The organism is Lentzea sp. NPDC020367 (genome assembly GCF_044387305.1).
Classification (GTDB): Bacteria; Actinomycetota; Actinomycetes; order Mycobacteriales; family Pseudonocardiaceae; genus Lentzea.
In genome coordinates this window covers 53,799-79,873 of record NZ_JBIRVV010000003.1, presented here as the reverse complement: position 1 = coordinate 79,873, position 26,075 = coordinate 53,799, and the positions used below count along the sequence as shown (strand labels likewise).

Here is a 26,075-nt window from a genome sequence, read left to right as displayed (position 1 = left end):
GTTCTCATGGCGGCATGTCGACCACCGCGCTCCTGAGCTTCACCTTCGTCGCGCTGCTGACCGTCATCACACCGGGCCTGGAGACCCTGCTGGTGCTGCGGACGGCGTTGCTGGTCGGCCGCCGCGCCGCGATGGCCGTCGTGGTGGGCAGCACGCTGGGATGCCTGGTGTGGGCGACAGCCGGACTGGTCGGCCTGACGGCGTTGTTGCAGGCGTCCGAACTGGCCTACGACATCGTGCGCTGGCTCGGCGCCGGGTACCTGATCTACCTGGGTGTCAAGGCGTTGTGGAACTCCAGGCGCGCGGTCGAGATCGACGAACCCGCACCGGTGCCGTCGGTGCGCGCGGCCATCCGGGTGGGGCTGCTGACGAACCTGCTCAACCCGAAGCCGGGCGTCTTCTACATCTCGTTGCTGCCCCAGTTCCTGCCCGTCGGCCAGCCCGCGTGGGGCGGCGTGCTCGTGGCCATCCACCTCGGCATCGGGCTGGTGTGGTTCCCGATCCTGATCACGGCGGCCGGCCGGGCCCGTGCTTTCCTGCTGCGGCAACGGCTTCTGCTGGACCGCCTGTCCGCTTCAGCGCTGATCGCGTTCGGCTTGAAAACCGCCGTGGACGCGCGCTGACGTGTGATCTGATGTCCTCATGACGACCGCCGCACTCCTGAGCTTCTCGCTCGTCGCGCTGCTCACCGTCCTCACGCCCGGCCTGGACACGGTGATGGTGTTGCGCACGGCGTTGCTGAGCGGCAAACGCGCGGCGATGGGCGTGGTCCTCGGCATCACGTTCGGGTGCCTGGTCTGGGGCGTGGCGAGCCTGGCGGGCTTGACGGCGTTGCTGCAGGCGTCTGAACTGGCCTACGACGTCGTGCGCTGGCTTGGCGCCGGTTACCTGATCTACCTGGGTGCCAAGGCTTTGTGGAACTCAAGCAAGGCCATGGAGCTGAAGGACTCGCGTCCGGTGCCGGGCGCAGGGGCGTCGCTGCGGGTCGGGCTGCTGACGAACCTGCTCAACCCCAAGGTCGGCGTGTTCTACCTGTCGTTGCTGCCGCAGTTCATGCCCGCCGGTCAACCGGCGTGGGGTGCGGCGCTCGTCGCGATCCACCTCGGACTGGGCCTGGTGTGGCTGCCGATCCTGATCGCGGTGGCCGGTCGCGCCCGTGCTTTCCTGCTGCGTCAGCAGGTTCTGCTGGACCGGTTGACGGCGTCGGTGTTCGTCGCGCTGGGACTGAAGCTGGCGTTCGAGGCGCGTTAACGCTCGCCGCTGGCCGAACGGTGCCAGGCCGCGAGCGCCATCCTGTTCGGCAGCCCCAGCTTCACGCGGATGTTGACCACCTGCCGGTCCGCCGTCCGCGGCGAGATGTACAGCCGTGCCGCGATCTGCTTCGACGTGAACCCGTCCGCGACCAGACCGGCGATCGTGAACTCCTGCCTGGTCAGGCCGCCGGGCAGCAGCGGCTTCACCGGCCGGCGTTCGGAGTCCGGCACCGGTTCGAGCGCGAACGCCATCACCTGCTCGGGCCTCAGGTCGGCGCCGAGCGTCGTGATCACCTGGTAGTCGTCGCCGAGCGACCGGCGGACGGTGCGGTCGGCGCGGTCCAGCAGCCGGTGGAACGGGCTCATGCCGCTGAACGAGATCCGCGCGACCCGTTCCTGCGACCGCAGCGCGCCGAGCAGCCGTGCCGCGCGGTCGTTCGCTCCGAGCTCGGCGCACGTGCAGGCGAGCAGCCACAGGCTGAACGGGGCGCTCCAGGTGTCGCCGAGCGTCAGCTGGATCCGCAACGCCTGGATCACCAGCGGATGCACCTGCGCAGGGTCGCCGTGCAGCAGTTCGTAGAGGCCGCGATGCCACAGACCCCAGGCGTGCGCCCAGCTCACGCCGTTGCTCTCCGCCTGCCTCGCCAACGCCGTGGTGGCCTTGTCCGCGGCCTCGGCGTCCAGCAGGAAGCACGCGGCCATCGCGTGCATCAGTTCGGTGATGTAGGTGTCGCCCGGCGACGAGTGCTCCCGGCACAGCTCCACGACGTGCGCGTACAACGGCACGCAGTCCGGTGAGCCCTCCACGAAGAAGAGATGCGTCGCTTCGGCGAGAACCAGGTGCACGTCGGTGATCGGTAACCGCGGTAACGCGCGTGCCTCGCTCATCAACGGGAACGCTGCCGCCGAGTCGCCCCGCACCTGAGCCATGTACGCGCAGTGCGCCAGCAGCGACGTCCGCAGCGGGGCGTCGGTGATCACCTCGCGGGCGGTCGTGAGCAGGTCCCACGCCTGGCCGAGCATGCCCGCGAACGACGTGAAACGCGCCCGCTGCACGTTCATCGCCACGGCCGCACCGGCAGCGGCCAGATCCGGGGTCCGCAGCGCGTGCCCGACCGCCGCACGGATGTTCGGCCACTCCTCCCAGAGCCTGCCCATCCACCGCGCTTCGCCGGGGGAGAACCACGAGCGGGCGGCCTCATCCACGAACTCGCTGTAGTGCATCGCATAGCGACGCAACGGCTCGTCCGTGTTCGTCAGCAGACGCGCACCGAACTGCGCCACGGTGTCCAGCAACCGATAGCGGGTCTCCCCGGTGACCGGGCTCGCCGCCGTCGTCACGATCGATCTGAGCACCAACGCGGACAACGGTTTCAGCACGTCCGCGCCTGCCACCGCCTCGGCCGCGGCGAGGTCGAAGTCCGCGGGGAACACCGACAACCGCGCCCACAACCGGCGTTCCTCGTCCGTGCACTGCCTCGCCGACCATTCGAGCACCTGCTCCAGCGTCGCGGGTTCGGGGTGCTGTAGTACTTCGGACAGCACCACATCGCCCGGCCGCGCGGCCAGGAGTTCGATCGCGAGCGGCAGCCCGTCCACCGCCTGGCACAACGCGGTGACGTCGGCCAGGTCCGGCGCCACCTCCGCCCGTTCCTGGAACAGCAGCACCGCGTCGTCCACGCTCAGCGGCGGAACCCGCAGCAGATGTTCGCCGTAGACGCCGAGCGGCTCCCGCGAGGTCGCGAGGATCGTCAGCCCCTCGCAGTCGCGCAACAGGTGGTGCACGAGATGCCGGACCGCCTCCAGCAGGTGCTCGCAGTTGTCCAGGACGAGCAGCAAGTGCTTGTCGTACAACGACTCCACGAGCCGGCCGAGCCCGGCCTCGGGTGCGTTGTCGACGATTCGCAGCTCGGTCGCCACCGTGCGGGCCAGCGCCGCCGGGTCCCTGAGGTCCCCGAGCCGCACCCGCCAGGCCCCGTGCTGGAACGCCTGCGCCAGCGCGCGCCCGGTCTCCACGGCGATCCGGGTCTTGCCGACCCCACCCGGTCCCGCCAGCGTGACCAGCCGTGCCCGGCCGAGGTGCGCCTCGGTTTCGGCGAGCACGGCCCGGCGGCCGATGAACGTCGTGGTCTGGGCAGGCAGATTGCCCCGCACGGTCATCGGCGCATCTTCGCCTAGCAGCGCGGAAGTGTGCCGAAGAGGATCTCCTCACCACCCTTTCGGACTAGCGAGTTCGACCAGGCGTGGTCACGCGCTCGCGGGTCCGGATGATCATCTTGCTCGCGAGCCGAAGTCCCTGCCGTGCGTTGAGGTGCGGGAGGTACGCGCGGCTCACCGCGTTCGCGATGCGCGGCAGTGCGGCCGAGTCCGGATACGCCATGAACATCGGCTGATAGGTCGGCTGGAACTTCGCCTTGAACGCGAACAGCGAGCGGAACCCGTACACCGGCTCCAGCACCTGCCCGGTGAAGTCCAGGACGCGCTGCAACGCCCGCGGTCGCTCGCCCCGGTCCAGCCGGGCGAGCGGTGCCCCGGACAGGCTCAGGAACCGCGCTCCCTCGGCCTGGAGCTGTTGTGCCGCCGAGGCGATCAGGAACTCCATCGAGCCGCGGAAGCCGTGCGTGCGGCGGCGCATGAAGTCGAGCGTCCACCCGACGACCTCGCCGTCCGCGTACACCGGCAGCCAGCTCGTGATGCCGTGCACGGTGCGGTCGCCGTCCACCGCCAGCAGGCAGCGCACGCCGTCGCCGGCCAGCTCTTCCAGGCCGCCCAGCGTGAAGCCCATCTCCGGCAGGCCCTTGTCCGCCACCCACTCCGCCGAGATCGAGCGGATCTGGTCCGTGATCGCGTACGGCGCGTCGGCGTACGTGCACCACTCGGCGGTGATGCCGGCCTTGGCGGCCTTGTTCAACGCCGTGCGCACGTCCTGCCACTTCTTGCCGGTGAAGCTCAGCTGGTCCAGCTCGATCATCGTGTCCTCGGCGACCTGCACCGCGGACCACCCGAGGTTCTCCACAGCGGCGCGCGTTTCGGCGCCCACGCTGTAGAGACACGGCGTCCAGCCGTTCTGCGCGCAGAACTCCGCGAACCCGCGCACGGCGTCCACCCGCGCCGGACCGATCGGATCGCCGACCGTCAGCGCGATGGTCGCCACCACGCGGTACGCGATGGCCGTCTCACCGTCCGGCGTGAACCAGTACTGGTTGCCGCGCCACGTCGTCATGTACGACAACGACGAACCGCCGTGCCGCTGCATCAGTTCGCGAGCGTGCGTCGCCGCTTCCTCGCACGACGACGGCCACGTCCGCCACGACGCCATCAGCAGACCGGCCAGCACGATCAGCCAGAACACCACGCCCGTGTACTCGAACAGCAGCGCGCCGACGAACCCGTCTGCGGAGAACTGCAGCGGCACCAGGTCGAGGTAGCCGGGCGGCAGGAACCGCGTCGGCAGGTCCGCGAGCAGCGCGCCGAACCCCGGCTCCGGCGTGAACTGGTCGCGGACCAGGTACCCGCCGAAGACGTACAGCGCCGACAGCAACGCCACGCTGATCGCCGTGAACCGCCAGAACTTCACCACGGCATGCCGAGGTAGACGCACGTCGAAGTGCTTGCGCGTCAACAACAACACCACGATGATCGCGAGCGGTGCCAGCATCGGCACACCGAACGAGACCGACAGCTCCAGCAGACTGGCGTCCGGGTACTGCGCGACGTACACGACGTACGAACCGATGAACGCCGCGAACGCCACGTTGAACACGAGCGCCGCCCGCCACGCGAACCGCCGTCCGCGCCGCAGCCCTTCCGCCAGCACGAGCAGCAGCAACGCCGGCAGCAGCGACATCACGAGCGCGGGGAACCGGCCGTACGACAGCTGAACCACCATCGTCCGGCACAGCTCGACCATGTCGGACGAGCACACCGCGTCGACGTCCTCCTGCGACGGCTGAGCGACCGCCACGACGTCCGCGAACCACCAGAGCGGTCCGTTCGGGTACGGCGACATCATCGACACCACCGGCCCGAGCGCCGACGCCGCGAGCAGCAACGCCACCAGCACCCGCGTCTCCTGCAGCGAACGCGCCTTCTGCACCGGCCCGTTCTTCAGGAACAACGCCCCGATCAGCAACCCGGCCACGCCACCGGACAGTCGGAGCAGGTCTTCAAGCCAACCTGACCACAGTGTGAGGACCAGCACCGACAAGATCATCATCAGCCGGACGCGGCGCCTCCACAGCGGCGGCATCCGGAACGTCAGCGCGAGCACGAGCCCGACCCCGCCGATCGACGGCCCGGCCGCGACCTCGCCCACGAGCGATTCGAGCCAGCCGAAGTGCAGGTCGCGTCCGATCAGCACCAGCCCGAGCCCCAGGAACGAGCCGAGCACGTGCGTGGCCAGGAAGATCGCCGCGGTCCGCGCCGCGCCGAACGAGCGCTCGGCCAGCGGTCCGGCGACGAGCAGCAGCACGGTGGTGGCGACGTAACCCAGCAGGTCCATCGACCACAGCGCCGAGCTGAGAACGGTCCACCACGGACTTCCGGTGCCGAACCCGGTGCGCGCGAGCAGGTCGTCGCTCGCGCCGGTGATCGCACCGGTCAGCGCGCCGACCGTCCAGAAGACGATGAGGAACGCGCAGGTCAGCGGAGCGGTGCGGAACAGTCTGGCGATCATCTGACCAGTCCTGTTCGCTGCGCGAGCCACGGCAGAGTGGTGTAGAGGCCCGGCCGCCAGACGTTCCAGTCGTGTCCCCCCGGTAGTTCCTTCCACTGCACGTCCATTCCGGCCCTGCGACAGGCCTCGAACACTTCAAGTCCCGCCGGGCGGTACTGGCCGTCGTCCTTGCCGGCCACGATCACGCCCGAGGTCTGCGGGAACTGCTGCTTGGCGAGGACGTCCAGCGGGTTGACGCGGACGAACGCCGCCTCGTCACCGCCGAACGCGGCTTTGACCGTCTCGGCGCGCGTGCCGAGCGTGGGCTCGCGCTGGCCGGACAGGTCGATGAAGTTGCCGTACACGTCAGGCGCGCGCACTGCGAGCTGCAGCGAGCACGTGCCGCCGTGTGAAAGGCCCGCGACCGTCCACGCTTCACGGCGTTCGTCGACCGTGAGGCGTTCTTTGATCCACTTGGGCACGTCGCGGGTCAGGTACGTCTCCGCCTGGCCCAGCTTCGAGTCGAGGCACAGCGGGTTCGCCGTGAGGGAGCCGATGGAGTCGGGCATGACGACGATCGGCGCGAGGCCTTTGTGGGCGCGCGCGAACTCGTCCATGTTGTCGGAGATCCGGCCGGCGTCGTACCAGTCGCGCGGGGAGCCCGGCTGGCCCGCCAGCAGGACCAGCACCGGCAGCCGCGGACGGGGTTTCGCGGCGTACGCGGGCGGCAGGTAGATCCACGCCGGGCGCGTCTTCATCGCGCCGGGGATCTCGATCTCGGACAGCGTCCCCTTGTCCGGCACGCCGGCGCCGGTCCAGACGTCGGCCAGCTTCTTGCCGGCGGGCAGGTCGAGCACGTCCGCGACCGGAACGCTGTCCGGCAGGTCGACGCTCGGGTTGTTGAACACCTCCAGCGCGGCCCGCGAGGTCGGGTACAGCCCGTAGTGCGCGTTCGTGGCCGTCAGTGCGCTTGAGATGACGACTACGGCGGCGATGACGGTGAACACACGTCCGTACCACCGCGACGGCCGTAGCCTCGCCACGGCGAGACTGATGGCCACGAGTGCCGCGCCCAGCCAGACCATCAGGATGATCGGCATCGGCTCCGGCCACGGTTTCCACACGTTGTTGATCACGAGCGTCAGCCCGGTCACCACGAGCGCGCACGCCAGCACGACGATCGGCACCACTCGGACCCACCAGGTCCGGTTCTTCCGAATTGCCAGGTACGTGAGGGCGAGCGCGGCCGCGACCGTGGCGGCCTTGGGGATCGGTCCATTTATCAGGGACAGATCCAACGGGCTGAGCATGCTCCCCATACTTCAGGAAGTCTTCAGGAAGCACATCGGAGGTTCGTCTGAGTTCAGAGCTGTGAACATCAGCCTTAAGAATGACAACCCGTCAGTCGGATGATGCGTCGCGCCAGGCGTTCGTCAGGACCCGCAGGGCGTCCGGATGCCCGGCGATCTCCGCGGCGCGGGACAAATCGGACTCCGCCATCCCCAGTTCGCGCAACGATGTTGCCGCACCGAACCGTGTGGCCGTGTGATGGATGCGACTGGCCAGATCGGACGGTGCCGTGTGCGGAAGTAGCGCCGTGTGCGTCGCAGCATGCGGCAATCCGAACGAACCACCTAAAACGTGCGCGAGCTTGTGGTGCAGTCCCATGGGGACGGACGCGAGGCACGTGCCCGCGAGCCACGCCGAGGACAGCAGCTCGGTCCGTGCATCCACAGTGGACGGGTTTCCGCTCAAAGCGTGCAAAACACCCTCGATCGCCCTGGTCGCGATGGCGTCGATCAACGGGTTCTCGTTGCCTCGGGCGGCGACGGCGTGCGCGAGAGAGTTGAGTGCGCTCGTCACCGTGACATCGAGCGGCAGGTCCAGCGTGAGGTCGACGTCGTAGATGACGGTGCCGGGCTGGATCGCCGCGTCCCGCCGCGTCTTCTTCAGCCCCTCCGCCGTCTCACCGAGCACCTGCGTGACCTCGGAACCCGCGTAGGTCGTCGGGATGATGATCTGCGGCACGCCCGCGCGCACCGAGAGCGCCTTCGACAGCCCCGTACTCGATCCGCCGCCGACCGACACGATGCAGTCCGCGCCGTGCTCGCGCATCGACACGAGCGCGCGCTCCGTGACCTCGACCGGCGTGTGCATGGCCGCGCCCGTGAACCGGGTGACGAGCAACGGGCCGAGTTCGGCCGCCACCTTGTCGCCGCCGTGCCGGGCGATCAGCAGCACCCGCGTGGCGCCGAGCCGTTCGACCTCGGCGCGCACGGTGGAGACAGTGCCGCGGCCGAAGACGACGCGGGTGCGGCCGGGTTCGAAGGTGAAGCTCACGAGGAACGAATATTCGTGAGCGGAGTGCCGGGCGCAACAGCAGAGGGTCAAGCCTTTCGGCTCTGACGGGGCGACTTCGTCACTCCTTAGCGTGAATCTTCATGAAGCGTGTTCGTGTTGTAGTGGCGTTAGCAGGGGCCCTGACCCTGACGCCAATCCCTGCCACAGCGGCGACACCAGCGTTCAGCCTGTCCGGCGGCGTGTCCGCGCCGATCCACTCGATGGCCGACGCGGTCCGGGAGACGGTCTACGTCGACTCCGGGCTCGATCTCGACGGCGACGGCACCCGCGACCGGGTGGCCGCCGACATCATCAGGCCGTCCACGACCGGGCGCGTGCCCGTGATCATGGACGCCAGTCCCTACTACCAGAGCGCCGGGCGCGGCAACGAGAGCGAGGTCAAGACCTACGACTCCGCCGGGGTGCCGGTGAAGTTCCCGCTCTTCTACGACAACTACTTCGTGCCGCGCGGCTACGCCGTCGTGCTCGTCGACTTCCTCGGCACGAACCGGTCGCGCGGCTGCGTCGACGTCGGCGGTCAGTCGGAGATCACCTCCGGCACGGCCGTGATCGACTGGCTCAACGGCCGGCGCACCGGCTACTCGACCCTGACCGGCACCACCACGAAGACCGCCTCCTGGTCGACCGGTGCCGTCGGCATGATCGGCAAGTCGTGGGACGGCTCGATCGCGAACGGCGTCGCGTCGACCGGGATCGACGGGCTGAAGACCATCGTGCCGATCGCGGGCATCAGCTCCTGGTACGACTGGTTCCGCTCGGACGGCGTCGCGTACCCCGGTTACAGCTCGCCGACGGGCCTGGGTTCGCAGTTCGAGAACTCCAACGCGCGCTCGCGGTGTGGTGCGGTGCGCACGCAGATGACGAACGGTTCTCCAGCCAACGGCGACTACACGGCGATGTGGCAGACACGAGACTTCGTGCGCAACGCGTCGAACGTGAAGGCGTCCATCTTCGCGATCCACGGCCTGAACGACCTCAACGTGAAGACGTTGCAGTACGGCCAGTTCTGGGACGCGGTGCCCGCCTCGGTGCCGAAGAAGCTCTGGTTCTCGCAGACCGCGCACGTCGACCCGTTCGACTTCCGGCGCAGCGAGTGGGTTCCGACGCTGCACCGGTGGTTCGACCGCTGGCTGCTGAACGTGCAGAACGGGATCGAGAACGAACCGCAGGTCTCCTCGGAACGCGCGCCCAATCAGTGGGTGGACGACCAGACGTGGCCGCCTTCGGGCACCGTCAGCACCGTGTTGCGTCCTTCTTCTTCGGGACTCGGCACGGCGCCCGGCACCGGCACGGCCGCGTTCACCGACAACGGCAACGCGACGCCGTCGACGTGGCTCTCCGGTTCGAACACCGGCCGGGTGCTCTACTCGACGGCCGCGCTGACCTCTGACCTGCGCGTGGCGGGCACGTCGTCGATCACGGTGGGGGTGTCGTCGTCGACGTCGACCGCGCACCTCACGGCGTACCTCGTCGACTACGGACCGGCGACGGTGCGTACGGGCGAGGGCATCCGGACCCTGAGCACGGAGTCGTGCTGGGGCGAGAGCCGTACGGGCGATGACGCCTGTTACCGCAACACGGAGGCCACGACGGGCAACGTCGACGCGCAGATCATCGCGCGCGGCTGGGCAGACCTCGCCAACTACCAGTCGCTCTCGACTCCGCGCACGATCACGCCGGGAACCAGGTACAGCATGACCTTCCGACTGTCCACAACGGACCATCTGATCCCGGCGGGGCACCGGCTGGGCCTGCTGATCGGCGGCACCGACTCGAGCGCGATCGTGCGCCCGAGTCAGCTGCCGAGGCTGACCGTCGACCTGGCGGCCACCTCGGTGCGGATCCCGTTGAAGGGCTCGGTGCCGGCCGCCTCCGCGGCTCCGCTGATCGCCTCCAGTGTTTCCGCTGGTACGAAGAGCGAGCTGGGCTAGCACACCGGACTGTCGGTGCTGCTCGCTAGCATCGGCGCCATGGGTTCAACCGACGGTGTCGTTCTCGAAGACGCGCTACAGGTCCTGCAGCGCGTCTTCGGGTACCCCGAGTTCCGCGGCGATCAGGCCGCCATCGTCGAGCACGTGGTCGCGGGTGGCGACGCGCTCGTGCTCATGCCGACCGGCGGCGGCAAGTCCCTGTGCTATCAGGTGCCCGCCCTGGTGCGGCCCGGCACGGGCGTGGTGATCTCCCCGCTCATCGCGCTGATGCAGGACCAGGTGGACGCGTTGCGTGCGCTCGGCGTGCGCGCGGGCTTCCTGAACTCCTCGCTGTCCTGGGACGAACGGCGGATGGTCGAGGCGGAGTTCGTCAACGGCGAGCTCGACCTGCTCTACCTGGCGCCGGAGCGGCTGACGTCCGAGGCGACCCTGCGCCTGCTCGACCAGGGCGAGATCGCGCTCTTCGCGATCGACGAGGCGCACTGCGTCTCCCAGTGGGGCCACGACTTCCGGCCCGACTACCTCTCGCTCACGCACCTGCACGAACGCTGGCCGAAGGTGCCGCGGATCGCGCTCACCGCCACCGCGACGGAGGCGACGCGCAAGGAGATCCTCACGCGCCTGGAGCTGAACGAGGGGCGTCAGTTCGTCTCCAGCTTCGACCGGCCGAACATCCAGTACCGCATCGTCGGCAAGAAGGAGCCGAAGAAGCAGCTGCTGGACCTGCTGCGCGCCGAGCATCCGGGCGACGCCGGCATCGTCTACTGCCTCTCCCGCTCGTCGGTGGAGAAGACGGCCGAGTTCCTGGTGGCCAACGGCATTCCCGCGCTGCCGTACCACGCGGGCCTCGACTCGTCGGTCCGTCAACGCAACCAGGCCCGGTTCCTGCGCGAGGACGGCCTGGTCATGGTCGCGACGATCGCGTTCGGCATGGGCATCGACAAACCGGACGTCCGCTTCGTGGCCCATCTCGACCTCCCGAAGTCGGTCGAGGGCTACTACCAGGAGACGGGTCGCGCCGGCCGCGACGGTCTCCCGTCCACCGCGTGGCTCGCCTACGGCCTTCAGGACGTGGTGCAGCAGCGCAAGATGATCGAGTCCTCGGAAGGCGATCTGGCGTTCCGACGCCGCTCGCAGGCACACCTCGACGCGATGCTCGCCCTCTGCGAGACCATCACGTGCCGCCGCAGCAGGCTCCTCGAGTACTTCAACGAACCCGGCGGCGCGCCCTGCGGCAACTGCGACACCTGCCTGACGCCGCCCGAGGCGTGGGACGGCACGGTCGCCGCGCAGAAGGTCCTCTCCACGGTCTTCCGGCTGCGCAAGGAGCGCAACCAGAAGTTCGGTGCCGGTCAGGCCATCGACATCCTGCTGGGCCGCAAGACCGCCAAGGTCATCCAGTTCGACCACGACCAGCTCAGCACGTTCGGCATCGGCGAGGACCTGAACGAGAACGAGTGGCGAGGCGTGGTCCGCCAGCTTCTCGCCCAAGGCCTGCTGGCCGTGGAGGGCGAGTACTCGACGCTGGTGCTCACCGAGGCGAGCACCGACGTCCTGGGCCGCAAGCGCGAAGTCAAGATGCGCAAGGACCCGACGCCTGCCCGCTCGACGACGCGCACGGCGTCCTCGTCCGGCGCGGCCAAGGTGAAGGTGGATCTCCCTGCCGACGCGGGCCCGCTCTTCGAGGCACTGCGCGAGTGGCGGGCCCAGCAGGCCCGCGAGCAGAGCGTCCCGGCCTACGTGATCTTCCACGACGCCACGCTGAAGTCCATCGCGGCGTCACGTCCCGGCTCGCTCGCCTCGCTGGGCGCGGTGAGCGGGGTCGGGCAGGCCAAGCTCACGAAGTACGGCGAGCAGATCCTGGAGGTCGTCGCGGCCGGTGGTCCCGCACCCGCCGCCGCGGCCGCGCCTGCCCCGGCCCCCAAGGCCAAGCCGAAGACCACGACCACCGGCGGCGCCGCGTGGGGCTCGGGCGACGCCGTGGACGAGTGGCCGGAACCGGAGGAGCCCGACGAGCCGATGGACTGGTGACCGGGTCAGGTCACCCTTTCGATCTGGGCGCGCTTGATCACGCTCTTCCCCGATTCCCCGACCAGGTCGAAGGCCGCGCTGTTCAGCACGACGCAGCCCGTTCCGACGCCGACGATCGGCACGGTCGTCTGCTTGCCGTTGTCCAGATTGGTCACCCGCACCGAAGTCCCCACGGGAAGCTGCGACGAGAACGCCCCAGGCACCCCGCCGACGGACGACAACCCGACGGTCGCGCCGTCGCAGACGACCTGTCCCACGGTTCCGGAAGCCCGTACGCGGGAAGTGGAGGGCCGGGTGGTGGGTGTCGGAGCCGGCGCGTTTCCGACGATCTCCACCCGAATGCGCCGGAGAACGCTGTCCACTCCGTTCTGACCTGTTTCGGCGGACCAGAGTGAATCGAGCGCCGCGGTGTTCAGCACCGCGCACCCGGTCGACGTCCCGGTGACCGACACGGTGATCGCCCGCCCGTTGGCGGGATTCGAGAGCCGCAACAACGTCCCGACCGGGAACTGGTCCGACAGCACACCCGCAGGTCCCTTCGAGTTCGCCGTCTTCACCTGCTGCCCGGAACACACCTCTTTGCCCGCCACCCCCGACTGCGACGTGGAGCCGCCGGATCCGGCAAGGGCGAAGGCCGTACCCCCGATGGCCGCGACGACCGAGAAGACCCCGGCACCCGCGATCCAGCCCTTCGACCAGCGCATGCGCAACACCCGACCTTTCTTTCAGGCCGTACGGCCCGCAGATCGGGAAGGTTCAACGGCGCGTGGCCCGAAGCAGCGCCGTCGGGTCGCATGACGCCAAATGGTCGCGCAGGGCGACGTGGGCGAAGCGGTACTCCCCGTCGACGCGGGTGAGCAGCAGCCGGTCCTGTGCGAGGTGGAGCAAAGCCTTGCGGCGGAAGGACAACTCGCCCAGCGACAGGGGTCGCGTGACACCCTCCGCGGCGACCTCGGCGAGCGCGTCGAACGGCCAGACGTAGTCGCGGGCGGCGGTCGGGGTCACCAGCAATCCCAGTGCTACTCCCAGTGCTGTTCCCCACGATCCCATCGCGCCGATCCCACCCAGCAGACCGACCGTGCCGAGAACCGGGACAGCAGGCTGTACCCACCACGGGCGCCCCAGACGCATGCGTTGCTGTTGCACCGGGCGCACCGTGCGCCACACACGTCCCACGGCTGCGGCGAAAACTCCGCCCGCCACGCCTGCGGAGAAGCCGACTCCCATGCCCGCCAGCACCACGTACGGACCGGTCCAGATCATCGACACGCCCGGTGCGGCGGCGATCAGCACCGCCCACGGCACAGGAGCGGAACCCGGTATGAAACCCAACGCCAAGAAGAAAGACGCCACCACCACGAACACGTACGCGACGAAGTACGGCCACGACGTACCGATTCCACCCAGCCACAAACCGGCGAGCCCGACCAGCAATCCCGCGAACACCCCGGCCAGGAATCCCAGCGCGGCAGTCAGAATGCCGTGCGCTCGTCCCGGCGGGTGAAAGACGTGCGGCAGTCTGTTGACCAACACGAGCAACGAAGACGCGGCAACCACGAACACCAATGCGGGCCACAATCCGAGGCGTAGTCCCGTCATGAACGCAACGGCGCACACACCACCGGCATATGCAGCCGGCACGGCGCGCACGAACAGCAACCACAACGGACGCGTCGGCAGCAGCGGAAGCCACGCACGGCGGTGAGGCATGTGCACGGGCGCACCGAGGTCCGGCCGCCCCAACCGTGCGAGGAGTTTCAACGCGCGAATGGTGGGGCCCGCACCGCGTTGGCTGGAAAGCCTTTCCACGACGAACGAACCCACGAAGTCGGTGCCGATCGTGTCGACCTGCTTGTCCAGGTGCGTCAGCGCCAGCAGGTTCAGCGCGAGCGGCGAGTCCAGCCGCTCCCAGATCACCGGCGTGAGCGCGGCTTCCAAGCTGTCGAGCCGAGGGCTGACCGACGCGATGTACTCGAGGACCTGACCGCGCGACAACGGCTCGACGAACACCGAGGGCAGGTTCTCGATCGGCTCCGTCGACGTCACGACCGAGGCGAACGGCGCGAGTTCGGACTCGCAATGCGCCCGGTCGACGCGCGGGACCTCGTCCAGGCCGTCGATGAGCACGGCCACCCGCTCGCGGCGCAGCCAGATCGTGCCCGCCGAGCGGCTGATGCCGTAACGGCGGTTCAACTCCCGCAGCAGCCACGCCGTGAACTCCGTCGGCTTGCGCGTTCCGTACGCACGCCACGTCGCCAAGTCCACGATCACGGGAATCGGCGCCTCGGGGTCGTTGCGCGCTCGCTCGACCAACGCCAGGCACAGTTCGCGCAACAACGTCGACCGGCCGCTGCCGACCGGACCGATCAGAACCATGCTGTGGCCGAGGCGGTCGTAGACGGCTTCCACGTCCGGCGACGAGATCTCCTCGCCGTCGACCCGCACGGAGAGCTTGGGCTGCTGCAGGACGCCGAGCTTGATCTGCGTCTGGGCGGCCAGCGAGGCGCCGAGCAGCGACTTCACCCGCGACTCGACCCGGTCTAGCGCGGCGGCGCGGTTGCTGGTCTCGTGACCGCGGACACGTTCCCAGACAGCGAGACCGATCGCGACGAGCACCATCGCGCCGACCGCGGGCCACAACCACCGGCCGAATTCGCCGAAGAACCCCGGAACAGGCCCGCCGGTGCTCACGCTGATGGCCGCCGGGAGCAGAAAAACGACGGTGACCAGGCACAACGCGGCCAACGCCGTCAGTCGTGCCGCCCTCGTCACCCCGCTCGGATCCACCTTCACCTCCGCGATCCCGGCGAACGACGGTAACCGGGTCGCCGGGATCGGGGAAGTGATTCCACTTCGGTGTAACTCACACGCGAATCACGCTGCTCGCGTGACTACTGCTGTTGCTGCTGCTCGCCGCCGAAGTTGCGGAGGCCTTCCTTGAGCTTGTCCTCGCCCTTGTCGATGTGCTCGCTGTGCTTGCCGCCGGTCTTCTCGTCGGCGAACTGGCCGGCGCGCTCGACACCCTGGTCGACCTTGTCACCGTGCTGGCCGATGAGGTCCTTGGCCTTGTTCTTCAACTCGTCGAATCCCATGACTGCATTACCTCCCTATGCAGTTCGGGTACCCGGTCTTGGATCCGGTACACGTCACTGGATCGAGTGAAGTGCGGCCACCGGGCTCACCCGCGCCGCACGGCGGGCAGGCAACAGCCCCGCACCTGCGGTGAGTGCGGCCAGGACAAGCACCACCACGCCGACCGGGACGACGGGCACCTGCAGAGGCCACTCGATGCCGAGCGAGATGATCGCGAGCCACGCGTAGGGAATCCCGATGACGAGCCCCGCCACCGCGCCGACGACCCCGTACAGACCGGACTCGGTCGTGACCAGGCGGCCGAGTTCCCTGCGGGTCAGGCCGATCGCGCGCAACAGCCCGGACTCACGAGTCCGTTCGAGCACCGACAACGCCGTGGTCGACCCCACGCCCACCACAGCGATCAACATGGTGAGGAACAGCAGTCCGACCGCGATCGCCACCAACGAGGTGAACCAGTTCTCCTGCGCGAGCCGGTGGTCGGTGAGCGACTCGACCTCGAACCCCGCCGGCACCAGATCTTTCGCGCCGTTGGCGAGCGCGCCGACCGGCTCACCCTCCACATCGGACGAGTGCAGCAGCGCGCTGCCAAGCGGCACTCCGCCGAACAACGTCGCCGCCACGGTCATCCGCACGCCATTGACGTCTGCTGCTGACCCCGCCGTCAGACCGAGCCTGCTCGCGGTGGCGGTCGACAGGATGATCTTGTGTGGTCCCATGTCCGCGAGAGCGCCGGAATCGACGCGGAAGTCCGTGAGGTCGCGGAGTTTGGTCATGTCGAGGTCGGTGCCGCGCATGGTCAGCCGGCCGTCGACGGTGATCTCGGTGCGCCGGTAGGGGAGCACGTCCGTGAGTCCGGAGGCCTTCAGCGTCCCGGCGTCGACCGGTCCGGTGATCTCCAGATCCGCGGGGTAGGCGCTCGCCATCTCGGCCTTCCCCAGTCCCTGCAACGTGTTCGCGCCCGTCAGCGTCGCGATGATGAGGCTGACCCCCAGCGCCACCACGGCCGTGACCGAGGCGGCCCGGCGTGGCGCACCGCCGACGCCGCTCACCGCCAGCGACCCGATGGTGCTGCGCCGCAACGGAATGCCGATCAGCCGCAGCAACGGTGAGATCAACGCAGGTCCGAGAGTGATCAACGCGCCGAACGCCAGCGCACCGCTGATGGTGGTGCGCAGCAGCAGGTCTTCGGTCATCCCGCTCGGCCGTTGCTTGGTGGCGAGGCCGTCGATCGCGACCTGGACCAGCAGCACGCCCGCACCTGATGCCATCAGGATCCCGAGCACCCAGCGCGCCGCTCCGATCCGGCTCTGGGCGTCCTGCACGGCCGAGGTGCGCAGTGCCTCCAACGGCGAGACCTTGGCCGCGGACCACGCGGGAGCCAGCACGGCGAGCGTCGTCAGCACGAACGATCCGAAGACCACGATCAGCGCGGGCGTGAGCGGGAACCCCGGCGCCACCAGGCCCGCCAGCGGCACGAGTTGCCCGGCACCGACCGCCAGCGCGACCCCGGCGACCGACGCCAGCAACCCGGTCAGTGCCCCCTCGGCGATCAACCCCCGCGCCAGCCGTGCCCGCGAAGCTCCGACGGCCCGCAGCAACGCGAGCTCCCGCATCCGTTGCGCGAACACGATCCGGAACGTTGACGTGGAGACCAGCGCGGCCACGATCATGGCGACCGTGACGAACGCGCCGAGCAGCGCGAACACCTCGACCAGCCGCGCGGCCTGGACGGCCAGGGAGCGTTCGGTGATGTCCTTGGCGAGCACGGTCGAGTAGGCGAAGAACGCCGCGATCATGATCGACAGGACGGGCAGGAACTTCCTCATGCGGCGACCGCCTGAACGACCCGTCCGTCGGCCATCCGCACCACGGCGTCGGCGTAGGAAGCGGCCCTGTCGTCGTGCGTGACCATCACGATCGTCTGGCCGAACTCCCGCACGGCCTGACGCAGCAGGTTCAGCACGTCCGCCGACGACCGCGAGTCCAGGTTCCCGGTCGGTTCATCGGCGAAAATCACCTCAGGCCGTGTGACCAGCGCACGCGCCAACGCCACTCGCTGCTGCTGCCCGCCGGACATCTCCGAGGGCCGGTGCGACAGCCGTGACGACAGCCCCAGCACCTCCACGAGCTGCGAGAACCACGCGCGGTCCGGCTTTCGCCCGGCGAGGTTCAGGGGCAGCAGGACGTTCTGCTCGGCGGTCAGCGCCGGCAGCAGGTTGAACGCCTGGAACACGAACCCGATGCGATCCCGGCGCACCTTCGTCAGCACGTTGTCCGAGAGCCGGGTCAGGTCTTTCCCGCCGAGCAGAGCCGCGCCGGACGTGGCCGTGTCGAGGCCCGCCAGGCAGTGCATGAGCGTCGACTTGCCGGAGCCGGACGGCCCCATGATCGCGCTGAAGGCGGTGGGCCGGAACCCGACGGTCACCCCGTCGAGTGCTCGAACCGCGGTGTCGCCGGAGCCGTACACCTTCACGAGGTCGACCGCGGCGGAAGCGAAGTTGTTCACATGGCCAGCAAAGTCCGGAACGGAGGCGAAAACCTCAGTCCTGCGCCCGGTCCACCTCTGTCTTTCGGCCGATCTGCGGACCGCGCACAAGTGCATAAGGTCGTGGCCATGCTCTGGAGGTTCGGCGCGATCGCCGCTCTGCTCGCCGCGGCGTTCGTGGACTTCTACTACGGCCTGTTCCGGTCGCCGGGCCTCTACCCGTGGACCGGCTGGGCCGCGTTCGGCTGCATCGTGCTGGCCGCGCTCGCCTGGGTGCGCCCTCATCGGGCCCTGGCCGCTCTCGCCGCCACCGCGAGCATCGCGTTCACCCTGGTCAACCCGCTCGACAAGGAGTTCGGCCTGGCCGAGACGCTGGCGCTGACCGGGGTCCTGGCCGTCACCGCCCATCGGGCCAGGTCGGGCCGGGACGCGCCGCTGATCGGCTGGGTCGTGATCGCGCTGGTCACCCAGCCGCTGCGGTACCCGCTCGGCCCCACCGAACTGACCCTGGCGATGGCCCTGGTGGTCGTCGCGACGGGGGTGCTCGCGCTCGTCGGCTACCTGCGGTTGCTGGCCAACGCGCGGGAGAAGCAGGTCACGGCCGTCAAAGCCGAGCAGAAGGCCGAGTTCGCGCGGGACCTGCACGACTTCGTGGGCCACCACATCACCGGCATGGTGGTGCTCGCCCAGGGCGCGAGCCGAATCGTGGAACGCAACCCGGCGAAGGCCAAGCAGGCACTCGACCGCATCGAGGAGGCCGGCGGCGAGGCCATGACCGCGATGCGCCGCATGATCGGCATGCTCCGCGACGACGCCCCCGTGGCACCGGTCGCGGGCATCGTCGACATCGAGCCGTTGATCGCCGCCGAACCGCGAGCCACCCTCGAGATCCACGGCGACACCGGGACCTTGCCGCTCGAGGTGGCCAGCTCGGTCCACCGCGTCGTCATGGAGTCGTTGACCAACATCAGGAAACACGCCCAGGAAGCGACCACAGTGGACGTCCAGATCCATACGACGCCCGACTGGGTGACGGTCAAGGTCTCCAACGACGGCAGGGCCGCGAGACAGGGCAACGGTTTCGGGCTCATCGGACTCACCGAACGCGTGCAGGCGCTCGGTGGCAGGATCAAGGCGGGGCCGGGCATCGACGGCGGATGGGTCGTCGACGCCGCGCTCCCGACCGGAAAGGCGACCGCGTGATCAGGGTTCTCGTCGCGGACGACCAGGCGATGGTGCGCACGGGCTTCGGCATGATTCTGGAGGCCGAGTCCGACATCGAGGTCGTGGCGGAAGCGCGGGACGGTGTCGAGGCTGTCGCCGAAGCTCGCCGTACTAAACCGGACGTCGCGTTGATGGACATCCGCATGCCCCGCATGGACGGACTGGAAGCACTCAAACAGATCGCGAACGACGTCCACGTCGTGGTGTGCACGACGTTCGACCACGACGAGTACGTGCACACAGCGCTGAAGAACGGCGCGTGCGGGTTCTTGTTGAAGGACGCCGGTCCGAACCTGCTCGTCGAAGCGGTCCGCGCGGCGGTCACGGGTGATGCGCTCATCAGTCCGTCGATCACGGTCAGGCTGTTGCAGCACATGAACTCGCCTGCGCCGCAACAGCCGCACAGTCTGTCCGCACGTGAGCTGGACGTCGTGAAGCTGGCCGCCATCGGCCGTACGAACGCCGAGATCGCCCAGGAGCTGTTCATCTCGATCGGCACGGTGAAGACGCACCTGGCGAGCGTTCAGGCCAAACTGGACGCCCGCAACCGCGTCGAGATCGCCGCCTGGGCGTGGGAATCCCGGCTGGTCGGCCAAAAGTAGGACCCACAACCGGTCTGCGGACAGAAGCCCCGGCCCGCACTCATCACCAGAATTCGAGCCATGAAGAAACTCCTCCTGCTGATTCCCGTGCTGGCGCTCGCGGCGTGCGGCCAGAAGAGCTACACCTACGAGGCCTTCTACGACATCGAGGGCACCGGCAAGGCCGAGATGACGCTCAGCGTCCCCGGTGGCGCGTCGCAGTCCGAGACCGTGGACCTGCCGGTGAAGGACCGCGCCATGCTCGCCAACGCGCTCGGCAGGATCACGCTCACGGTGAAGCCGCAGACCGGCCAGGCGACGTGCAAGCTCCGCGTCGAGAAGGAAAAGGAGATCACGAACGCCGGCGCGGAAGCGAAGTGCGAGTACGAGATCACCGAGTCCACGGACAACTGAGCGGCCCGTGTGATCCGTTAAAACTTGCCCGGCCACCAATGCTGCACTAGGAAACGCGCATGAGGCGAATCGCAGCTGGACTGGCAGTGGCGGCGCTGGCCGTGGGTTTCATCACGACGGGCACCGCGTCCGCCGAGGTTCAGACGGCCCGGCCCGACTGCGGCTACACCGCGACACCGGAGGAGCCCGCGGCTCGCCCGGTGTCGATCCCGCACGACCCGTGGTTCACCAAGGGCAAGGTCCTGGTGAAGGTGAAGACCAACCAGGGCGACATCCCGCTGGTGCTCGACCGCGCCAAGGCGGCGTGCACCGCGCACAGCTTCATCCACCTGGCACACCGCGGTTTCTACAACCAGACCGAGTGCCACCGGCTCACCGCGTACCCGACGCTCAAGGTGCTGCAGTGCGGCGACCCGTCCAGCACGGGGGAGGGCGGCCCCGGCTACAAGTACAAGGACGAGCTGCCGACCGACCTGCAGCCCGCGCCGAACGACCCGACCGGCCTGCGCCGCATCTACCCGCGCGGCACGCTCGCGATGGCGAACGCCGGCCCGGACACGAACGGCTCGCAGTTCTTCCTGGTGCAGTCGGACTCGATCTTGCGTCCGAACTACACGGTGTTCGGCCAGATCCTGCCCGAGGGCCTGAAGACCCTGGACAAGATCGCGGCCGGTGGCATCGCCGGTGAGGACCCGCTCGACGGGCGTCCGAACGTCAAGTCCGAGCTGAAGTGGGTGCTCCCGCTCGGGATCTAGTGGTGTGGCTCGGAACGTTACCGGGGGAATTCGCGGTCAGACGGGTGCATCGTGGTGTCGCCCCCACGTCCTCGTACTGGTTGTACGGGGGCGTGGGGGCGCCGCCGCGAGGTGCCCTGCTGAGCGTGGAATACCTCGCCAACGTTCCGAGCCACACCACTAGTTCGACGCCCAGCCCGTGAGCGCGCCGTAGAACGCGTCGGAGAGCCGCCGGACCACCTGCTCGTCAGGTAGTCCGGCGGTTTTCGTCAGGTCGAGGATCTCCCGCGGGGCGAACAACGCGTTGTGCAGAAACCGTGCCACGTTCAACAAAGCGTCCGGCAGCGCCAGGTCGATCAGCACACCGCGCAACGCCTGGTCCCACGCGCTGCACGACAACGCCGCCGTGGCCTCGCCGCACTGCAGCCGTTCCAGAAACCCGCGCTGTGACGTGAAGCGCGCTATCACCGGGCCGTGCACGTTCTGCAGCTTCACCCAGCGCGCGGCCTGGTGTTCGAACAGTTCCTTGCCGGTCTTGCGAGACCGTTCACCGTGCTCGATCAACGACGCCATGACGTCTTCGTGATAGGCCACCACGAGCGCCTCCACGGACGGAAAGTGCCGATACGCCGTCGCCTGTGAAAGCGCTGCCTTGCGCGCGATCGACTGCATCGTCGCCGTTGCTGGTTCAGCCCGCAGGACGTGCGTCGCGGCATCCAGCAATCGCTTGCGGTTGCGACGCGCGTCACTGCGGCTGTTTGTCTCCTCCGGCAGAACGTCCTCCCACCCGCGAACCCCGTTGCGGAGTGCAGGATAGGGCGAACGATCAACGAAATGATGCGATTCCGGTCAACGCGTGGCCGATGGATAGCAGGTGGATGTCGGAAGTGCCCTCGTAAGTAAGTACGGATTCCAGGTTGTTCGCGTGACGCAAGGGCGAGTACTCGAGCGAGATGCCGTTCGCGCCGAGGATGGTCCGGCTTTCCCGTGCGATCGCGATGGCCGACTCGACGTTGTTGTACTTGCCGACGCTGATCTGCTCGGGCTTGAGCGTGCCGGCCTCCTTGAGCCTCGCCAGGTGCAACGCCAGCAGCATCGAGTTGCTGACCTGCACCGTCATGCTCGCGAGCTTGCGCTGGGTGAGCTGGAACGCGGCGATCGGCTGGTCGAACTGGATGCGCGTGCCGGCGTAGCGCAGCGCCGCCTGCAACGAATCCCGCGCGGCACCGACAGCGCCGAACACGATCCCGAACCGCGCCTCGTTCAGACACGTGAGCGGCGCGCGCAAGGAAGTCGCGAGCGGCAGCCGTGCGCTTTCCGGCAGCCGCACGTCCTCCAGGATCAACTCGGAAGTGACGGATGCTCGCATTGACAGCTTCTGCTTGATGTCCCGCGTCGAGAATCCCGGCGTGCCGCGAGGAACGAGGAATCCTCGAATTCCCTCCTCGGTCCGCGCCCACACCGTCGCCACGTCCGCGAGACCACCGTTGGTGATCCACATCTTGGTGCCGTCGAGCACCCAGTCCGCACCGTCGCGCACGGCCCGCGTGCGCATGCCGGACGGGTTCGAGCCGAAGTCCGGTTCGGTCAGCCCGAAGCACCCGATCGCCTCACCGGCGGCCAGGCGGGGCAGCCACTCCTGCTTCTGCTCCTCCGACCCGTACTTCCAGATCGAGTACATCGACAGCGAGCCCTGCACGGACACGAAGCTGCGGATGCCGCTGTCGACGGCCTCCAGTTCCAGGCACGCGAGCCCGTACGCGAGCGCCGACGTGCCCGCGCACCCGTAGCCCTCGAGGTGCATGCCCAGCACACCGAGCTTGCCGAGCTCCTGCGCGAGCTCGCGCGGCAGGACGCCCTCCTCGAACCACGAGGCGATGTGCGGCCGGACGTGGTCGGTCAGGTACTGCGCGACGGTGGCCTGGATGTCGCGCTCCTCGTCGCCCAGCAACGACGGGATGTCCAGCAACTGCAACGGGTCCTGCACGTCACTGCTCCAGCTTCGGCGGGCGCAGCCGGTAGGTCACCGGCGTGCGCGACAGGCGGATGGGGTTCGCGACGAGCGTCATGTCGTCGATCGTCGCGGTCGGGCTGAGGTCCAGCGACTCCGCCAGCGCGAACGCGCGCGCGACATCGTTGACGGGACCGCACGGAACGCCCAGCGGTGTCAGCGTCTCGAACCAGTGCTGCGCCGGGCGCGCCCGCAGCCGTGCCGCGAGCAGGTCGAACAGCTCGTCCACGTGCTCCACCCGATCGGAGTTCGTGACGAACCGCGAGTCCGTGGCCAGTTCCGGCACGTCCAGCACCGAGCACAGCCGGCGGAACTGCCGGTCGTTGCCCACCGCGAGCACGATCGGCTGGTCGGCCGTCGGGAACACCTCGTACGGCGCGATCGACGGATGCCGGTTGCCCATCGGCTTCGGCACCGAGCCGGCCAGCGTGAAGCCCGCGCTCTGGTTCACCATGCTCGACAGCAGCACCGTCAGCAGGTCCAGCTCGACGAGCTGGCCCAGCCCCGTCGCCTCCCGGTGCCGCAGCGCCGCCAGGATCCCGACGCACGCGTGCAACCCGGTCAGCACGTCGACCAGTGCCACCCCGGTCTTCACCGGTTCGTACGGACCGGGCCCGGTCACGCTCATCAACCCGCCCACGGCCTGCACGAGCAGGTCGTAGCCGGGCAGGTCCGCGCCCTTGCCCGCGCCGAACCCCGAGATCGAGCAGTAGACGAGGTCGTCCCGCCCGAGCGACTCGTAGTCCAGCCCGAACTTCTTCATCGTGCCCGGCTTGAAGTTCTCGACCACGACGTCCGCCCGCGCGATCAGCTCGCGCGCCTTCTCCCGGCCCGCCTCCGTCGACAGGTCGATCTGCACCGAAGTCTTGTTCCTGTTGACGGACAGGAAGTACGTCGCCTCGTCCTGGTAGTGCGGTGGACCCCACGTGCGGGTCTCGTCGCCCCTGCCGGGCCGCTCGACCTTGACCACCTCGGCACCGAGGTCGCCCAGCATCATCGTCGCGTACGGCGCCGCCAGCACCCGGCTGAAGTCCGCGATCACCACGCCTTCGAGCGAGCTCATGCGACCCGCCCGCGCAGCCTCATCGCGGTCAGCACGCGTTCCTGCGCCAGCTCACGTGCCGCCACATGTGTTGTGGTGCCACGACTTCTCGCCTCGACGAGGACGTTCGCCGCGTTCGCCCTCAGCTTCGAGGACACGGCCTCCAGCACCGTCGCCGGGTTCACCGGGAACGGCGAGTACCGCGCGTCCATCGCGAACGCCGCCGCGACCACGCCGCCGGCGTTCGCGATGAAGTCCGGCACGACCGCGATCCCGCGCTTCGCGAGAACCTCCTGCGCCGCAATGGAAGTCGGCAGGTTCGCGCCCTCGACCACCAGGGTGGTGTCGAGCTCGCCCGCGAGTTCCGCGTCGATCACGTCCTGCAGCGCCGCCGGCACCAGCACGTCGCACGGCACCCGGAGCTCGGCACCGAGCGCGCGGACACCGCCGTACTCCTCGACCGCGCGATCACCGAACTCGTCCCGCAGCTTCAGCAGTCGTGCGACGTCCAGACCGCCGGCGTCGACCAGTGCCCCGTGCACTGAGGACACGGCGACGACGACAGCGCCGAGTTCGGCGAACCGCTTCGCCGCCGCGGCGCCGACCGCGCCGAAACCCTGTACCGCCACGCGTTTGCCGCGCAGCTCCATCAGTTCGTCCGCCACCTCGGCCACGCCGTACCCGGTGACGCCCAGCTCGTCGTACGGGAGACCGCCGAGTTGAGCCGGTGCGCCCATCATAGCGCCGCGGTCCGACAGTTCGTCCTGGACGATCGCGGCGTCCCGTTCGGTGAGGCCCATGTCGAGCCCGAGCACGTACTCGCGCGGCACCTCGTTGGAGAGCTTGCGCGCGAACGCCCGCAGCGCTGCCTCCTTGTCGGGAGAGGAAGGATCGAACACGATCCCCGCCTTCGCGCCGCCGAAGAACAGGTCGACCCCGGCCCACTTCCACGTCATCACGCGCGCGAGACGGGCGATCTCCGCGACCGTCACGTGCGGGCTCATCCGCGTGCCGCCCTTGCCCATGCCACGCGCGGTGTTGTCGATGACGAGCACACCTTTCATGCCGGTGCGCCGGTCGGACACGCAGACGACCTTCTCCGGCCCCCACTCGTCCATGAGCTCGAGTACGTCCATCACAGTCCTCACACGCAGTTGAGTTCCGGCCGTGCCTGGTCGGCGGCGAATCTGGAGGCGTCCAAACTGGACACGTCGACGAAGGGCTCGCGGCCGAGCACGAGGTCGCGCACGACCTCGCCCACCGCGGGGCCCTGCAGGAAACCGTGCCCGGAAAAGCCCGTGGCGTAGAAGAACCGGCCGGCCGAGCCGATCAGCGCGTTGTGGTCCGGCGTCACCTCGTACAGCCCGGCCCACCCGTCGCGCACACCCACGTCCAGCAGCCTCGGCGCGCGCCTGCCGATCGCCTCGGTGAGCCTGGGCAGCCACGCGTCGGACATGTCCAGCTTGAAACCCGGTGTCTCGTCCGGGTCGGACATGCCGAACAGCAGGCCCTGGCCCTCGCGGTGGAAGTAGAAGGTGCTGCCGAAGTCGATGGTGAACGGCGTCACCCGATCGTGTAGCTCCGGCATGGCCCCGGTGAACATGATCTGCCGCCGCAGCGGGGAAACCGGCAGGTCAACGCCCACCATCGCGCCGATCTCCCGCGACCACGCGCCGGCCGCGCAGACCAGATTCGGCGTCGAAACGGCGCCGCGGTCGGTTTCGACGCGAAAAGTGTCGGACCCCGTTCCTACGATCGATCTCACGGTGGTTCTGGTGTGCAGGCGGGCACCGAATCGGCGGGCCGCGGTGGCGTAACCGAGGACGACGGATTCAGGCGTGCAGTGCCCGTCGTCCGGGGAGAAGGTCGCCGCGAGCAGGCCGTCCGTCTCGATCAGCGGAGACATCCGCCGGGCTTCCTCGACAGTCAGCATTCGACTGCGCACGCCGAGGGAGTTCTGGAGGTCGACGTTGCGCTCGAACGCCGTTACATCGTCGTCGGAAGAGAGGAGGAACAGATAGCCGACCTGGTGCAGGTCGATCTCCTGCCCGGGGCGCTGCGGAAAGCGCTGGAACAGTTCGATGGATCGAGCTCCGAGCCTGATGTTCAGTTCGTCGGAGAACTGGGCGCGCACTCCACCCGCCGCCTTGCAGGTGGAGCCGGACCCCAGGTCATCCCGCTCCACGAGCACCACATCCCGGACTCCTGCCTCGGCGAGGTGAAAAGCGATGGATGTGCCCATCACCCCGCCGCCGATG

At 68.7% G+C, this 26,075-nt stretch carries 22 protein-coding genes; 8 read left to right on the top strand and 14 right to left on the bottom strand.

Annotated elements, in window-relative coordinates; all coding sequences use genetic code 11:
• Positions 1-14: 14 nt before the first annotated feature.
• Together ACH413_RS12665 and ACH413_RS12660 are read left to right on the top strand one after the other, a co-directional pair.
• Positions 15-623, top strand: coding sequence for a LysE family translocator (locus tag ACH413_RS12665; protein WP_360041284.1), 609 nt, complete (start codon positions 15-17; stop codon positions 621-623).
• Positions 624-642: 19 nt separating this feature from the next.
• Complete coding sequence (locus ACH413_RS12660) at positions 643-1,251, top strand: LysE family translocator (protein ID WP_360041281.1); 609 nt, start codon at positions 643-645, stop codon at positions 1,249-1,251.
• On the opposite strand, the gene ACH413_RS12655 is transcribed toward ACH413_RS12660, so the two are convergent.
• The 4 genes from ACH413_RS12655 to ACH413_RS12640 form a co-directional block, all read right to left on the bottom strand.
• Positions 1,248-3,413, bottom strand: coding sequence for a LuxR C-terminal-related transcriptional regulator (locus ACH413_RS12655; RefSeq protein ID WP_360041278.1), 2,166 nt, complete (start codon positions 3,411-3,413; stop codon positions 1,248-1,250). The genes ACH413_RS12660 and ACH413_RS12655 overlap by 4 nt on opposite strands.
• A 64-nt stretch (positions 3,414-3,477) precedes the next feature.
• Entirely contained in the window at positions 3,478-5,928 is a 2,451-nt protein-coding gene (locus ACH413_RS12650) for a DUF2156 domain-containing protein (protein WP_360041275.1), read from the bottom strand.
• Positions 5,925-7,217 carry an alpha/beta hydrolase-fold protein gene (locus tag ACH413_RS12645; protein ID WP_360041272.1) on the bottom strand — a complete coding sequence of 431 codons (1,293 nt, stop codon included), beginning with the start codon at positions 7,215-7,217 and terminating at the stop codon, positions 5,925-5,927. The genes ACH413_RS12650 and ACH413_RS12645 overlap by 4 nt, the downstream gene beginning before the upstream one ends.
• A 91-nt stretch (positions 7,218-7,308) precedes the next feature.
• The gene (locus ACH413_RS12640; RefSeq protein WP_360041269.1) at positions 7,309-8,247 is read right to left on the bottom strand and encodes a maleylacetate reductase; all 939 of its coding nucleotides are present in this window, start codon (positions 8,245-8,247) and stop codon (positions 7,309-7,311) included.
• A 101-nt stretch (positions 8,248-8,348) separates the two neighbouring features.
• Between ACH413_RS12640 and ACH413_RS12635 the strand changes: the two genes are divergently transcribed.
• Complete coding sequence (locus tag ACH413_RS12635) at positions 8,349-10,199, top strand: Xaa-Pro dipeptidyl-peptidase (RefSeq protein WP_360041266.1); 1,851 nt, start codon at positions 8,349-8,351, stop codon at positions 10,197-10,199.
• Positions 10,200-10,238: 39 nt separating this feature from the next.
• Positions 10,239-12,230: a DNA helicase RecQ gene (gene recQ, locus ACH413_RS12630; RefSeq protein WP_360041263.1), complete on the top strand. Its 1,992-nt coding sequence runs from the start codon at positions 10,239-10,241 to the stop codon at positions 12,228-12,230.
• A 5-nt stretch (positions 12,231-12,235) separates the two neighbouring features.
• Here recQ and ACH413_RS12625 read toward each other — a convergent pair whose 3' ends face one another.
• From ACH413_RS12625 to ACH413_RS12605, 5 genes are all read right to left on the bottom strand, one after another.
• Positions 12,236-12,934 carry a hypothetical protein gene (locus ACH413_RS12625; RefSeq protein ID WP_360041260.1) on the bottom strand — a complete coding sequence of 233 codons (699 nt, stop codon included), beginning with the start codon at positions 12,932-12,934 and terminating at the stop codon, positions 12,236-12,238.
• 52 nt (positions 12,935-12,986) lie between these two features.
• Positions 12,987-15,017 (bottom strand): NACHT domain-containing protein, encoded by a 2,031-nt coding sequence (locus ACH413_RS12620; protein ID WP_360041257.1) that lies wholly within the window; start codon positions 15,015-15,017, stop codon positions 12,987-12,989.
• A gap of 104 nt (positions 15,018-15,121) precedes the next feature.
• Complete coding sequence (locus ACH413_RS12615; RefSeq protein WP_093596979.1) at positions 15,122-15,322, bottom strand: antitoxin; 201 nt, start codon at positions 15,320-15,322, stop codon at positions 15,122-15,124.
• Positions 15,323-15,376: 54 nt separating this feature from the next.
• Positions 15,377-17,152, bottom strand: a complete 1,776-nt coding sequence (locus ACH413_RS12610; protein WP_360041253.1) for an FtsX-like permease family protein — start codon at positions 17,150-17,152, stop codon at positions 15,377-15,379.
• The gene (locus ACH413_RS12605; RefSeq protein WP_360041250.1) at positions 17,149-17,832 is read right to left on the bottom strand and encodes an ABC transporter ATP-binding protein; all 684 of its coding nucleotides are present in this window, start codon (positions 17,830-17,832) and stop codon (positions 17,149-17,151) included. Before ACH413_RS12605 ends, ACH413_RS12610 begins: the two co-directional genes overlap by 4 nt.
• 108 nt (positions 17,833-17,940) lie before the next feature.
• On the opposite strand from ACH413_RS12605, the gene ACH413_RS12600 reads away from it, so the two are divergent.
• From ACH413_RS12600 to ACH413_RS12585, 4 genes are read left to right on the top strand one after another with little or no spacing between them, the layout of a single operon-like run.
• Positions 17,941-19,014 carry a histidine kinase gene (locus ACH413_RS12600; protein ID WP_360041247.1) on the top strand — a complete coding sequence of 358 codons (1,074 nt, stop codon included), beginning with the start codon at positions 17,941-17,943 and terminating at the stop codon, positions 19,012-19,014.
• Positions 19,011-19,637, top strand: a complete 627-nt coding sequence (locus ACH413_RS12595) for a response regulator transcription factor (protein ID WP_360041244.1) — start codon at positions 19,011-19,013, stop codon at positions 19,635-19,637. Before ACH413_RS12600 ends, ACH413_RS12595 begins: the two co-directional genes overlap by 4 nt.
• 60 nt (positions 19,638-19,697) lie before the next feature.
• Positions 19,698-20,030: a lipoprotein gene (locus tag ACH413_RS12590; protein WP_360041240.1), complete on the top strand. Its 333-nt coding sequence runs from the start codon at positions 19,698-19,700 to the stop codon at positions 20,028-20,030.
• 59 nt (positions 20,031-20,089) lie between these two features.
• The gene (locus ACH413_RS12585) at positions 20,090-20,785 is read left to right on the top strand and encodes a peptidylprolyl isomerase (protein ID WP_360041237.1); all 696 of its coding nucleotides are present in this window, start codon (positions 20,090-20,092) and stop codon (positions 20,783-20,785) included.
• A gap of 159 nt (positions 20,786-20,944) precedes the next feature.
• On the opposite strand, the gene ACH413_RS12580 is transcribed toward ACH413_RS12585, so the two are convergent.
• From ACH413_RS12580 to ACH413_RS12560, 5 genes are all read right to left on the bottom strand, one after another.
• Positions 20,945-21,487 (bottom strand): helix-turn-helix domain-containing protein, encoded by a 543-nt coding sequence (locus tag ACH413_RS12580; protein ID WP_360041234.1) that lies wholly within the window; start codon positions 21,485-21,487, stop codon positions 20,945-20,947.
• 103 nt (positions 21,488-21,590) lie between these two features.
• Positions 21,591-22,751 (bottom strand): acyl-CoA dehydrogenase family protein, encoded by a 1,161-nt coding sequence (locus tag ACH413_RS12575; protein WP_360041231.1) that lies wholly within the window; start codon positions 22,749-22,751, stop codon positions 21,591-21,593.
• 1 nt (position 22,752) lies between these two features.
• Positions 22,753-23,838 carry a CoA transferase gene (locus ACH413_RS12570; RefSeq protein WP_360041228.1) on the bottom strand — a complete coding sequence of 362 codons (1,086 nt, stop codon included), beginning with the start codon at positions 23,836-23,838 and terminating at the stop codon, positions 22,753-22,755.
• Entirely contained in the window at positions 23,835-24,953 is a 1,119-nt protein-coding gene (locus tag ACH413_RS12565; protein WP_360041225.1) for a Glu/Leu/Phe/Val dehydrogenase dimerization domain-containing protein, read from the bottom strand. Before ACH413_RS12565 ends, ACH413_RS12570 begins: the two co-directional genes overlap by 4 nt.
• 8 nt (positions 24,954-24,961) lie before the next feature.
• Positions 24,962-26,059, bottom strand: a complete 1,098-nt coding sequence (locus tag ACH413_RS12560; protein ID WP_396425006.1) for an NAD(P)/FAD-dependent oxidoreductase — start codon at positions 26,057-26,059, stop codon at positions 24,962-24,964.
• Positions 26,060-26,075: the final 16 nt, after the last annotated feature.

Excerpts from the sequence above, each read along its gene's own strand:
- ACH413_RS12565 (WP_360041225.1), bottom strand. The coding sequence starts at position 24,953 with ATGGACGTACTCGAGCTCATGGACGAGTGGGGGCCGGAGAAGGTCGTC.
- ACH413_RS12585 (WP_360041237.1), top strand. The coding sequence starts at position 20,090 with ATGAGGCGAATCGCAGCTGGACTGGCAGTGGCGGCGCTGGCCGTGGGT.
- ACH413_RS12600 (WP_360041247.1), top strand. The coding sequence starts at position 17,941 with ATGCTCTGGAGGTTCGGCGCGATCGCCGCTCTGCTCGCCGCGGCGTTC.
- ACH413_RS12665 (WP_360041284.1), top strand. The coding sequence starts at position 15 with ATGTCGACCACCGCGCTCCTGAGCTTCACCTTCGTCGCGCTGCTGACC.
- ACH413_RS12570 (WP_360041228.1), bottom strand. The coding sequence starts at position 23,838 with ATGAGCTCGCTCGAAGGCGTGGTGATCGCGGACTTCAGCCGGGTGCTG.
- recQ (WP_360041263.1), top strand. The coding sequence starts at position 10,239 with ATGGGTTCAACCGACGGTGTCGTTCTCGAAGACGCGCTACAGGTCCTG.
- ACH413_RS12645 (WP_360041272.1), bottom strand. The coding sequence starts at position 7,217 with ATGCTCAGCCCGTTGGATCTGTCCCTGATAAATGGACCGATCCCCAAG.
- ACH413_RS12560 (WP_396425006.1), bottom strand. The coding sequence starts at position 26,059 with ATGGGCACATCCATCGCTTTTCACCTCGCCGAGGCAGGAGTCCGGGAT.
- ACH413_RS12660 (WP_360041281.1), top strand. The coding sequence starts at position 643 with ATGACGACCGCCGCACTCCTGAGCTTCTCGCTCGTCGCGCTGCTCACC.
- ACH413_RS12635 (WP_360041266.1), top strand. The coding sequence starts at position 8,349 with ATGAAGCGTGTTCGTGTTGTAGTGGCGTTAGCAGGGGCCCTGACCCTG.
- ACH413_RS12615 (WP_093596979.1), bottom strand. The coding sequence starts at position 15,322 with ATGGGATTCGACGAGTTGAAGAACAAGGCCAAGGACCTCATCGGCCAG.
- ACH413_RS12650 (WP_360041275.1), bottom strand. The coding sequence starts at position 5,928 with ATGATCGCCAGACTGTTCCGCACCGCTCCGCTGACCTGCGCGTTCCTC.
- ACH413_RS12625 (WP_360041260.1), bottom strand. The coding sequence starts at position 12,934 with ATGCGCTGGTCGAAGGGCTGGATCGCGGGTGCCGGGGTCTTCTCGGTC.
- ACH413_RS12655 (WP_360041278.1), bottom strand. The coding sequence starts at position 3,413 with ATGACCGTGCGGGGCAATCTGCCTGCCCAGACCACGACGTTCATCGGC.
- ACH413_RS12590 (WP_360041240.1), top strand. The coding sequence starts at position 19,698 with ATGAAGAAACTCCTCCTGCTGATTCCCGTGCTGGCGCTCGCGGCGTGC.
- ACH413_RS12610 (WP_360041253.1), bottom strand. The coding sequence starts at position 17,152 with ATGAGGAAGTTCCTGCCCGTCCTGTCGATCATGATCGCGGCGTTCTTC.